The organism is Buttiauxella sp. AC142 (assembly GCF_979253435.1).
In genome coordinates this window covers 1,396,165-1,407,965 of sequence record NZ_CEEDCH010000001.1, presented here as the reverse complement: position 1 = coordinate 1,407,965, position 11,801 = coordinate 1,396,165, and the positions used below count along the sequence as shown (strand labels likewise).

At 50.7% G+C, this 11,801-nt stretch carries 9 protein-coding genes; 6 read left to right on the top strand and 3 right to left on the bottom strand.

What is annotated here, in order from left to right:
• The first annotated feature begins 9 nt into the window (after window positions 1–9).
• Window positions 10–801 carry an aliphatic sulfonate ABC transporter permease SsuC gene (gene ssuC, locus AC0IWZ_RS06340; protein WP_034494344.1) on the top strand — a complete coding sequence of 264 codons (792 nt, stop codon included), beginning with the start codon at window positions 10–12 and terminating at the stop codon, window positions 799–801.
• A complete protein-coding gene (gene ssuB, locus AC0IWZ_RS06335) occupies window positions 798–1,571 on the top strand; it encodes an aliphatic sulfonates ABC transporter ATP-binding protein (RefSeq protein WP_172894993.1) in 774 nt (257 codons plus the stop codon). Before ssuC ends, ssuB begins: the two co-directional genes overlap by 4 nt.
• A 96-nt stretch (window positions 1,572–1,667) precedes the next feature.
• Here the strand turns inward: ssuB and pepN are convergent, their stop codons facing one another.
• Window positions 1,668–4,280: an aminopeptidase N gene (pepN, locus tag AC0IWZ_RS06330; protein ID WP_471677821.1), complete on the bottom strand. Its 2,613-nt coding sequence runs from the start codon at window positions 4,278–4,280 to the stop codon at window positions 1,668–1,670.
• A gap of 267 nt (window positions 4,281–4,547) precedes the next feature.
• On the opposite strand from pepN, the gene pncB reads away from it, so the two are divergent.
• The 4 genes from pncB to AC0IWZ_RS06310 all read left to right on the top strand — a co-directional run bounded on the left by pncB (window position 4,548) and on the right by AC0IWZ_RS06310 (window position 10,484).
• Window positions 4,548–5,750, top strand: a complete 1,203-nt coding sequence (gene pncB / locus AC0IWZ_RS06325) for a nicotinate phosphoribosyltransferase (protein ID WP_034494608.1) — start codon at window positions 4,548–4,550, stop codon at window positions 5,748–5,750.
• A 176-nt stretch (window positions 5,751–5,926) separates the two neighbouring features.
• Window positions 5,927–7,327: an asparagine--tRNA ligase gene (gene asnS, locus AC0IWZ_RS06320; protein ID WP_034494341.1), complete on the top strand. Its 1,401-nt coding sequence runs from the start codon at window positions 5,927–5,929 to the stop codon at window positions 7,325–7,327.
• 596 nt (window positions 7,328–7,923) lie between these two features.
• On the top strand, window positions 7,924–9,105 hold the full coding sequence (locus AC0IWZ_RS06315) for a porin (protein ID WP_034494340.1): 1,182 nt from the start codon (window positions 7,924–7,926) through the stop codon (window positions 9,103–9,105).
• A gap of 188 nt (window positions 9,106–9,293) precedes the next feature.
• Window positions 9,294–10,484 carry an amino acid aminotransferase gene (locus AC0IWZ_RS06310; RefSeq protein WP_034494339.1) on the top strand — a complete coding sequence of 397 codons (1,191 nt, stop codon included), beginning with the start codon at window positions 9,294–9,296 and terminating at the stop codon, window positions 10,482–10,484.
• A 59-nt stretch (window positions 10,485–10,543) separates the two neighbouring features.
• On the opposite strand, the gene AC0IWZ_RS06305 is transcribed toward AC0IWZ_RS06310, so the two are convergent.
• Both AC0IWZ_RS06305 and AC0IWZ_RS06300 read right to left on the bottom strand, forming a co-directional pair.
• A complete protein-coding gene (locus tag AC0IWZ_RS06305; protein ID WP_034494338.1) occupies window positions 10,544–11,191 on the bottom strand; it encodes an MBL fold metallo-hydrolase in 648 nt (215 codons plus the stop codon).
• A gap of 40 nt (window positions 11,192–11,231) precedes the next feature.
• The gene (locus tag AC0IWZ_RS06300; RefSeq protein ID WP_034494606.1) at window positions 11,232–11,780 is read right to left on the bottom strand and encodes a peptidoglycan L,D-endopeptidase MepK; all 549 of its coding nucleotides are present in this window, start codon (window positions 11,778–11,780) and stop codon (window positions 11,232–11,234) included.
• Between the last annotated feature and the right edge of the window lie 21 nt (window positions 11,781–11,801).

Below are 11,801 nucleotides of genomic sequence, written 5' to 3'. Positions count from 1 at the left end.
GAGCCGCCAATGACCCCATCAACGCACAAACTGTTGTTGAGACTGGCACCCTGGGTGCTGCCCGTTGCGGTTATCGTCATCTGGCAACTCTCTTCAAGCGCAGGCTGGCTATCCTCGCGCATCCTCCCTTCTCCGGAAGGGGTGGTTCTCGCTTTCTGGAATCTTTCAGCAAGCGGTGAATTGTGGCAACACCTGGCGATTAGCTCTTGGCGTGCGGTGATCGGTTTCAGTATTGGTGGCTCTCTTGGGTTAGTGCTCGGGCTGATAAGTGGCCTGTCACGCTGGGGGGAACGTTTGCTGGACAGTTCGATTCAGATGCTACGTAACGTTCCGCACCTCGCGCTTATCCCGCTGGTGATTTTATGGTTCGGCATTGATGAGTCAGCGAAGATTTTCCTGGTCGCACTTGGCACGTTGTTCCCGATTTACATCAATACCTGGCACGGTATCCGTAATATCGACCAGGGTCTGCTGGAAATGGCACGCAGCTATGGGCTGTCTGGTTTTAGCCTGTTTGCCCAGGTCATTCTCCCCGGTGCGCTGCCTTCAATTATGGTCGGGATTCGCTTTGCACTTGGTCTGATGTGGCTGACGTTAATCGTGGCCGAAACTATTTCGGCCAATTCGGGAATTGGCTACCTGGCGATGAACGCCCGCGAATTCTTGCAAACCGATGTCGTCGTTGTCGCCATTATTCTGTATGCCCTGCTCGGCAAACTTGCCGATATCAGCGCGCAATTACTTGAACGTGTCTGGCTGCGCTGGCACCCGGCTTATCAGTTACAGGAGGAGAACGCATGAATACCGCTCGTTTAAATCAGGGTACTCCCCTCCTACTGAACAGCGTGACTAAACGTTACGGCGATAAAACGATTCTTGATGAACTCGAATTGCATATTCCCGCCGGGCAGTTTGTTGCGGTTGTTGGACGCAGCGGCGGGGGTAAAAGTACGTTGCTGCGTTTGCTGGCAGGGCTGGAAAACCCTAACGGTGGTTCGTTAATTGCCGGAAATGCCCCGCTACGCGAGAGTCAGGATGAAACGCGTTTGATGTTCCAGGATGCACGCCTGCTGCCATGGAAGTCAGTGATTAATAATGTCGGCCTGGGGCTGAAAGGGAACTGGAAAGAATCGGCGATGAAAGCGCTGGAAGCGGTTGGGCTTGCCAATCGTGCTAATGAATGGCCGGCCGCCCTGTCCGGTGGCCAGAAACAACGTGTGGCGCTGGCTCGGGCGCTGATTCATCGCCCACGACTGCTGTTGCTGGATGAACCATTAGGTGCGCTCGATGCCCTGACGCGCATTGAAATGCAGGAATTGATTGTCTCTTTATGGCAGGAACATGGCTTTACGGTGCTGCTGGTGACACACGATGTTAGCGAAGCCGTTGCAATGGCGGATCGCGTGTTACTGATTGAAGAAGGAAAGATCGGTTTGGATCTGACGGTGGATTTGCCTCGCCCACGTAAGCTCGGCTCTGTCCGGCTGGCTGAACTGGAAGCGCAGGTGTTAGAGCGTGTGATGAAGCGGCAGGTTGTTGAAGAACCGGCACGCGTGGTGCGCACCGGTTAAGTTTGTTCGCCCTCACCCCAGCCCTCTCCCCCGGGAGAGGGAGAACTCCGAATAATCCCCTCTCCCTCAGGGAGAGGGTTAGGGTGAGGGTGGTTTTTAAGCCAACGCTTTAGAAATCTTCTCGAACAAATCACCCGACAAGTTTTCCAGCCCTTTCAGCTGTTCCAGCGCCGCACGCATCATTTCCTGACGTTTCGCATCGTAACGCTTAAGTCGAATCAACGGCTCAATCAGACGTGAAGCCACCTGCGGGTTACGGTGGTTTAGCTCACTGAGCATTTCCACCATAAACTGATAACCGCTGCCGTCGAGTGCGTGGAACGCCGCCGGATTACCCGCCGCAAAAGCACCAATCAGCGAACGCACACGGTTCGGATTGCCCATGCTAAATGAACGATGGTTCAGTAGCTCACGCACTTTGCTCAAGGTGTCAGCTGCTGGGCTGGTGGCTTGCAACACAAACCACTTGTCCATCACCAGTCCATCCTGGTGCCATTTCTCGTCAAATTCGGCCAGCAGTTCTGCGCGACATGGTAACTGCGCAGCAACAGACGAGGCCAGGGCAGCGATAGAATCGGTCATGTTATCAGCGCTTTCGAACTGGTTACGCACCAGTTGTTCAGCAAGCTTTTTCTCGCCAAAGGCCAGATAACGCAGGCAAGTATTGCGCAGCGCACGTTTGCCGATATCCGCATGCTCAACACGATAAGCATCAAGTTTGTTGGCGTTGTAAACTGCCAGGAATTCATCCGCCAGCTCGTTTGCCAGCGTGCGCGTTAAGGCTTCATGCACGGCGGCGATCGCTTGCGGATCGATTTTCTGGAAAAGTTCGGCAATTTCGTTCTGCGAAGGCAGCGTCAGGATTTCTGCCGCCAGCGCCGGGTCGATTTTCTCATCCAGCAGAATCGCGCGGAACGCATCAGCCACATGCAGCGGCAGCGACAACGGTTGGCCCTGTTGGCTGCGGTTGACGTTCAGCTTGATGTAGGTTGCCAGCAGGCTTTGCGCCGCATCCCAACGGGAGAAATCGTTACGCGCATGACGCATAAGGAACGTCAGTTGCTGATCGCTCCATTTATATTCCAGTTTCACCGGCGCTGAGAATTCACGCAGCAATGACGGAACCGGCTGGAAATAAACGTTATCGAAAACAAACGTCTGCTCTGCCTGCGTCACATTCAGCACGTGGTGAATCGGGTGGCCGTTTTTCTGCAATGGAATCACTTTGCCTTCGTTATCATACAGTTCAATATCGAACGGGATGTGTAACGGATGCTTTTCCTGTTGCTCGGCGGTAGGCGGTGTGTGCTGGCTGATGGTCAGCGTGTACAACTCTGTTTCCGGGTCGTAGTCATCACGCACGGTGACGACAGGCGTACCGGCCTGGCTGTACCAACGGCGGAAGTGAGACAAGTCAACGTTTGACGCATCTTCCATCGCCTGCACGAAATCATCACAGGTCGCCGCACTGCCGTCATGGCGTTCAAAGTAAAGTTGCATCCCTTTCTGGAAATTCTCTTCACCCAGCAAGGTGTGCAGCATACGAATAACTTCAGAACCCTTTTCATACACGGTCAGCGTGTAGAAGTTGTTCATTTCGATAACTTTATCCGGACGAATAGGGTGCGCCATCGGGCTTGCGTCTTCTGCAAACTGTGCGGCACGCATAGTGCGCACGTTCTGAATGCGGTTGACCGCACGTGAACCGAGGTCGGAGCTAAATTCCTGGTCGCGGAACACGGTCAGCCCTTCTTTCAGGCTTAACTGGAACCAGTCGCGACAAGTCACGCGGTTGCCGGTCCAGTTATGGAAATATTCGTGGCCGATAACACGTTCAATATCGAGATAATCTTTGTCAGTCGCCGTTTCAGCACGCGCCAGCACGTATTTGGAGTTAAAGACGTTAAGCCCTTTGTTCTCCATCGCGCCCATATTGAAGAAATCAACGGCGACAATCATGTAGATGTCGAGGTCGTATTCGAGACCGAAACGGGTTTCATCCCATTTCATCGAGGCTTTCAAAGAGGTCATCGCCCAGCTTGCGCGGTCGAGATTGCCACGGTCAACGAACAATTCCAGCGCCACATCGCGGCCGGAACGCGTTTTGAAAGTATCACGCAGGACGTCGAAATCACCTGCCACCAGCGCAAACAGGTAGCAAGGTTTCGGGAACGGGTCTTGCCACTGTACCCAATGACGGCCGTTATCCAACTCACCTTCGGCAATGCGGTTGCCGTTAGATAACAGGAAAGGATATTTGGATTTGTCGGCAATGATTTTGGTGGTGAAACGCGCCAGAACATCCGGTCGGTCAAGATACCAGGTAATATGGCGGAAACCTTCTGCTTCACACTGGGTGCAAAGCGCATCGCCGGAAAGGTAAAGCCCTTCCAGCGCGGTGTTGGTCGCCGGGCTGATTTCATTAACGATGGTCAGCGTGAAGGCTTCTGGCAGTGATTCAATAATCAATGCGCCCTCTTCCTGGCGGTAATCTTCCCAGGCGGCACCATTCACATCAATTGAAACCAGCGTCAGGTCTTCGCCGTCAAGACGAAGTGGCGCACCTGCTGCGCCCTGGCGGTTAATCTGACTAATAGCAGTGACCAGGGTTTTTGTGGCATCAAGGTCAAAGGTCAAATCGATATCGGTAATCGTATAATCCGGCGCACGGTAGTCGTGGCGATATTTGGCTTGTGGCTGTTGTGTCATAAAAAACCTTATATATCATCCGTAAGTTTTCGGGGTTCAGTCTATTCCTGTTGCCCTAATGTTGCCACGCAGAATCATCATCTTTTCTGGGCTTCTCACGCGAATTGCTACATTTTTATAACAAGCGGCACGAATTGCCATCGACCAGAAAGTGTCCGTGTGTTGTGATCCGGGTTTAATAAACAGATAATCAGGGTATACTCCTGCGTCTTTTATCTGCTTAGCCCTTGATGGAAACGCTCCTGTGAGAGGATGCTGCAACGCGCCATGACACGACACGCTTCCCCGATTTTGCAAACGCTTCTGGATACTGATGCCTATAAGCTTCATATGCAGCAGGCGGTATTCCACCGTTATCACGACGTGAGCGTCGCCGCCGAGTTCCGTTGCCGTGGTGACGACCTGCTGGGTGTCTATGCCGATGCCATCCGTGAACAGGTGGATTTCATGCGCCACCTCACGCTCAACGATGAGGAGTTCGCATTCCTTGAAAGTCTGCCGTTTTTTGAAGCAGATTATCTCGCATGGCTGCGTACTTTCCGCTACGACCCCACGCAAGTTCACATCAGCAATAATAATGGTCATTTAGACATTCGTCTGACCGGTTCGTGGCTGGAAGTGATTATGTGGGAAGTGCCATTGCTGGCGGTTATCAGCGAGGTGGTGCATCAACATCGTTCGCCGGGCGTGACCCCGCAAATGGCACTCGACAGCCTGGAAAGCAAACTGGTTCAGTTCAACGAACTGACGGCGCAGGTCGATCTCTCCGCATTCCGCCTGATGGATTTCGGCACCCGCCGCCGCTTCTCGCGTGAAGTGCAAGAGGCTATCGTTACCCGTCTGCAACAAGAATCGTGGTTTGTCGGCACCAGCAATTATGACCTGGCGCGCCGCCTGGATTTAACTCCAATGGGCACTCAAGCTCATGAATGGTTCCAGGCACACCAACAAATCAGCCCGGTTCTGGCAAACAGCCAACGCGCAGCACTTCAGGCCTGGCTTGACGAGTATCCTGACCAACTCGGCATTGCGCTGACCGACTGCATCACAATGGATGCTTTCTTACGTGATTTTGATCACTCGTTTGCCAGCCAATACCAGGGGCTGCGTCATGATTCCGGGGATCCGGTTGAATGGGGTGAGAAAGCTATCGCGCATTACGAGAAGCTGGGTATTGATCCCAAAACTAAGGTATTGGTGTTCTCAGACAACCTCGATTTGCCAAAGGCGATTGAGCTGTATCGTCATTTCTGCACCCGCGTTAATTTGAGTTTTGGTATTGGTACGCGTCTGACCTGCGATATTCCACAGGTTAAACCGCTTAATATTGTAATCAAACTGGTGGAGTGTAACGGCAAGCCGGTCGCTAAACTTTCTGATAGCCCAGGCAAAACCATTTGCCACGATAAAGCCTTCGTTCGGGCGCTGCGTAAAGCCTTCGATTTACCGCAGATTAAAAAAGCCAGCTGATCCTGATAAAACCCATAAACAATATCCAACTTGTTCATGGGTTCTCTTCTTTAATTGTATTTCTTCATTTCCTTTGATTTTTCTGCTTGTCTGAAAGCTCGCGACAGGTAACATAGATAACCCCCAATTGTGGGTAATTATTTTTTTGTCACTGACCATTTAATAGAGAGAAAACTATGAGCGTTGTGCCTGTAGCCGACGTACTCCAGGGCCGTGTAGCCGTTGACCAAGAAGTCACCGTTCGCGGGTGGGTGCGTACTCGAAGAGATTCAAAAGCTGGTATCTCATTCCTCGCCGTCTATGACGGTTCCTGCTTCTCTCCTGTACAGGCCGTCATTAATAATTCTCTGCCTAATTACAATGAAGATGTACTGCGCCTGACAACCGGTTGCTCCGTTGTTGTCACCGGTAAAGTGGTTGAATCTCTTGGTCAGGGCCAGAGCTTTGAAATCCAGGCGACCGAAGTCGAAGTTACCGGCTGGGTTGATGATCCTGATACTTACCCGATGGCGGCAAAACGCCACAGTATTGAATATCTGCGTGAAGTGGCTCACCTGCGTCCGCGCACCAACATGATCGGCGCTGTGGCTCGCGTTCGTCATACTCTGGCTCAGGCGTTGCATCGTTTCTTCCATGAGCAGGGTTATTTCTGGGTGTCTACCCCGCTGATTACTGCATCTGATACCGAAGGTGCAGGCGAGATGTTCCGCGTATCTACGCTGGATATGGAAAACCTGCCGCGTACTGAAGCTGGCAAAATCGATTTCGATAAAGACTTCTTCGGTAAAGAAGCGTTCCTGACCGTATCCGGCCAGTTGAATGGCGAAACTTACGCCTGTGCTCTGTCCAAAGTTTATACCTTCGGGCCAACTTTCCGCGCTGAAAACTCCAACACCAGCCGCCACCTGGCTGAGTTCTGGATGCTGGAACCGGAAGTTGCTTTCGCCAACCTCGACGACGTTGCGGGTCTGGCTGAAGCGATGCTGAAATATGTCTTTAAAGCAGTGCTTGATGAGCGCATGGATGACATGGAGTTCTTTGCCGAGCGCGTTGACAAAGATGCAGTGGAACGTTTACAGCGCTTCATCGAAGCTGACTTTGCGCAGGTGGATTACACCGATGCAGTTACAATTCTGGAAAACTGCGGTCAGAAATTCGAAAACCCAGTTTACTGGGGCGTTGACCTTTCTTCCGAGCATGAACGCTATCTTGCTGAACAACACTTCAAAGCTCCGGTTGTTGTGAAAAACTATCCGAAAGACATTAAGGCCTTCTATATGCGCCTTAACGAAGACGGTAAAACCGTTGCTGCAATGGATGTGTTAGCGCCAGGCATTGGTGAAATCATCGGTGGTTCTCAGCGTGAAGAACGTCTGGATGTGCTTGATGCGCGCATGGCCGAGATGGGTCTGAATAAAGAAGATTACTGGTGGTATCGCGACCTGCGTCGTTACGGCACCGTGCCGCACTCAGGTTTCGGCCTTGGTTTTGAGCGTCTGATTGCCTATGTAACCGGCGTTCAAAACGTTCGTGACGTGATTCCGTTCCCACGTACACCGCGTAATGCAAACTTCTAAGATTTGATTTTTACTCAGGCCAGCATTGCTGGCCTTTTTTCTACCTGAAACAAATTCGTCTTTTTTCTTCAACGAAAGTTAAACAAACGTCAATTTCAACCCCATTTCGCCACTTCCCCGTTACCAATTGTGTCTGCGAAACAGACAAACACAAAATAACCCTACTTTTGGCTTGCATCCTCATTCCGAGAATTGACTTAGCACATTTGGATAATTTTCACACAGAAGTCTGGACATCCAAAAATCACTCAAAGAATGTACAAATGTAAGCGAAATATTCACTGAAGTTTAACTTATGCCAATTAAACATAAGTATTTCATATATATAGGATAAGAAAGGTGGAATTTTAGACGAAGCGGCCAGGAAGTTTGAGATAGTTCACAAAGTTCCGTAAAATACACATTTAGTTACACATAGTTTCTTCTTGTAACTCACTCTCGATGTTTGTAGCACTTTCAGGCTAGCGAAACGGTTTCATGGATGGAAAGATGCCTGACAGATACAGAAAGACACCAAACTCTCATCAATAGTTCCGTACAGAATTATTGACGGCAGTGGCAGGTGTTACAAAAAAACCTAATGAGGGTAATAAATAATGATGAAGCGCAATATTCTGGCAGTGTTAATCCCTGCTCTGCTGGTAGCCGGTGCAGCTAACGCTGCAGAAATCTACAACAAAAACGGCAACAAACTGGACTTCTACGGTAAAGCTGTAGGTGAGCATGGCTGGACAACTAACGGCAACAGCACCAACGCTGACTCTACCTATGCTCGTATTGGCTTCAAGGGTGAGACCCAGATCAATGACCAGATGACTGGTTACGGTCAGTGGGAATACAACATGACCGCTTCCAATCCGGAAGGCGCTCAGAGCCAAAACACTCGTCTGGCATTTGCTGGTCTGAAATTTGGCGATGCAGGCTCCCTGGATTACGGTCGTAACTACGGCGCAATCTACGACGTAGCGGCTTATACCGATATGCTGGTTGTTTGGGGTGGCGATTCTTGGGTTGCTACTGACAACTTCATGACTGGCCGTACCAATGGCGTTCTGACCTACCGTAACAGCAACTTCTTCGGCCTGGTTGATGGTCTGAACTTTGCTCTGCAATACCAGGGTAAAAACGATCGTAACAGCCCAGTGACAGTTGAATACGACAACACTACCGGTACTCCAACGTCAATTTCCCTGAGCGGTAACGGCGCTAAAGCCAACGGCGAAGGCTACAGCACGGCTGTAACTTATGATTTTGCAGAAGGCTTCAGCGTTGCTGCGGGTTATGCGAACTCTGACCGTACCGATGCACAGAAAAATGCATTAACAGCTTCGACTCCAGCCGGTGTTGCTTACAACGGCGGCGCGAGCGGTGATCAAGCTGAAGCATGGTCTACTGCTGCTAAATACGATGCAAACAACGTCTACGCAGCTATCCAGTATGCAGAGACTACCAACATGACTCGCGAAGCAGATGCTAACTTCGCGAACAAAACTCAGAACTTCGAAGCTGTAGTTCAGTACCAGTTCGATTTCGGCCTGCGTCCATCCATTGGTTACGTTCAGTCTAAAGGTAAAGACCTGGTTGCACGTAATGGCTTCAACGGCGGCAATGCTGACCTGGTTAAATACGTCGAAGTGGGTACCTGGTACTACTTCAACAAAAACATGAACGTATACGCTGCGTATAAATTCAACCTGTTGGATGATAACGCATACAGCGCTGCTACTGGTCTGGAAACTGACGACCAGACCACAGTTGGTATCGTTTACCAGTTCTAATTATCCCGCAACTTTGTTGCAAGGATGATTTAAAAACAGGGCTTCGGCCCTGTTTTTTTATGCCTGAAAAGATGAAAAAAATTACTTGTGACGGAGCCTGTTTCTTTTTGTTGCAAACGGTTGGCATTTGCTAAAACAGCAGTTAACCTGAGAGCGTTACTCCCTCGATATCAAAATGGAAACCCGTCATGTTTGAGAACATTACCGCAGCCCCTGCTGATCCAATTCTTGGTTTGGCCGATCTGTTTCGCGCCGATGACCGTCCGACAAAAATTAACCTCGGCATTGGTGTTTATAAAGATGAAACGGGTAAAACTCCGGTTCTGACCAGCGTTAAAAAAGCAGAGCTGTATCTTCTTGAGAATGAGAACACCAAGAATTACCTCGGTATCGACGGTATTCCTGAATTCGGTCATTGCACCCAGGAATTGCTGTTCGGGAAAGGCAACGCACTGAGCGCGGCCAAACGCGCCCGCACCGCACAAACCCCAGGTGGCACAGGTGCATTGCGTGTTGCCGCTGATTTCCTCGCTAAAAACACCACGGCTAAACGTGTGTGGGTGAGCAATCCAAGCTGGCCGAACCACAAAAGCGTATTTAATTCAGCGGGTCTGGAAGTTTGCGAATATGACTATTACGACGCGCAAAACCATTCTCTGAATTTTGATGGCCTGGTTAGCAGTCTGCAAGCGGCACAAGCTGGCGACGTCGTGTTGTTCCATGGCTGCTGCCACAACCCAACCGGTATCGACCCAACGGCTGAACAGTGGAAGGTCCTGGCTGAGATGTCTCAGGCTAAAGGCTGGCTACCACTGTTTGACTTCGCCTACCAGGGCTTTGCTCGTGGTCTGGAAGAAGATGCAGAAGGCCTGCGTATCTTTGCTGCAAGCCACCAGGAACTGATTGTTGCCAGTTCGTACTCCAAGAACTTTGGCCTGTACAATGAGCGCGTAGGTGCTTGTACGCTGGTTGCCGCCAATGCCGATACCGTTGACCGTGCATTCAGCCAGATGAAGTCAGTGATTCGCGCTAACTACTCTAACCCGCCAGCACACGGCGCATCTGTTGTTGCTACCATTTTGAGCAACGAAGCGCTGCGTACTATCTGGGAGCAGGAACTGTCTGACATGCGCCAGCGTATTCATCGCATGCGCCAGCTGTTTGTGAATACTCTGCAAGAGAAAGGCGCTGACCGCGACTTTAGCTTTATCATCAACCAGAACGGCATGTTCTCGTTCAGCGGCCTGACCAAAGAGCAGGTGCTGCGTTTACGTGAAGAGTTTGGTGTGTATGCGGTTGCATCCGGGCGTGTGAACGTTGCAGGTATGACGCCAGATAACATGGCACCGCTGTGCGAGGCCATCGTCGCTGTGCTGTAAACAAATAGCAGAGACAAAAAAGCCGCTGATTAAAGCGGCTTTTTTTATTTCACCAGACTTTACCAGACCGGTAATTCGTCTTGCAGGAACGGGTTGTGCAGGCGCTCGTAACCGAGCGTTGAAAGCGGGCCGTGCCCTGGGATAAACGTCACATCATCACCCAGCGGCAGTAACTTACGCTTAATGGAGTCAATTAACGCGGCATGATTGCCCTGCGGGAAATCACTGCGCCCCACTCCGCCTTTGAAAATCACATCACCGGAAATCAGCAACTGAGATTGCGCATCAAAGAATACAACGTGACCAGGCGTGTGCCCTGGGCAATGCAACACCTGTAAGGTTACATTTCCCACTGACACGCTATCCCCTTCATTTAACCAACGATCGGGGGTCAGCGGCAGGCATTCTTCCAGACCAAACATTTGGCTTTGTGCAGGTAATCCCTGCAACCAAAATTCGTCTTCTTTTTCCGGCCCGACAACAGGAACGCCATAAAACTCGGCCAGTTCAGCAGCCGCACCAACGTGGTCAAGATGACCATGCGTTAGCAGGATTTGCGTGAGTTTCACCCCTTTCGCTGCAACTTGCTGTTTGATCTTTTCGGCTTCACCACCGGGATCAACCAACGCTGCCTGTTGAGTTTCTTCACACCAAATCAGTGAACAGTTTTGGCCGAATGCAGTGACCGGGATAATGTGATAGTTCATGACACTCCAATACCGGCAGCAATCGCCGGATTCCGTTGTTTTACCAGTGCCTTAGTGGCCCCGTATCAATATGCACAAAGTTGCTGCGTGGGTAGTATCCTACACCACCAGCGCGCATAGATAATGCTGCTTTGCGAACATTGCTTAACGAAATCCCTTCAATATGGAAATCCATGGCCTGGCCTTTGGTGTGATAGCTCTTTTTAGCAACACCGCGGCTGTGGGCACGTAATTCATTATTGGTGTCGAGCGAACGATAGCCTGATACCAATTGCACCGGTTTGTTGGTCCCCAACAAACCCTGCAAACGATAAAGCTGATCAAACAATTTAGGGTCGATGGATTTCATTTTGTTCGCGCGATAATCACGGAAGAAATGATTAAGCCTTGCTAATTCGTCCTGAATATAGCCTTTACCATCGAAAAATTCGGCTTTCAATGACTCACCTGTATGCAGGTTATTGAGAGTCAGAATGCGCGGGCGCGGTGTTGAGAGTGTGGCAAACGCTTGCGACGGAAGCAGAGCGGCACCTAAAGCCACGCCACCCATCGCCAGCAGCTTGCGGCGGTTTGCGTCAAATTTGTCCATGATGTCCAGGTCTACAGGTAA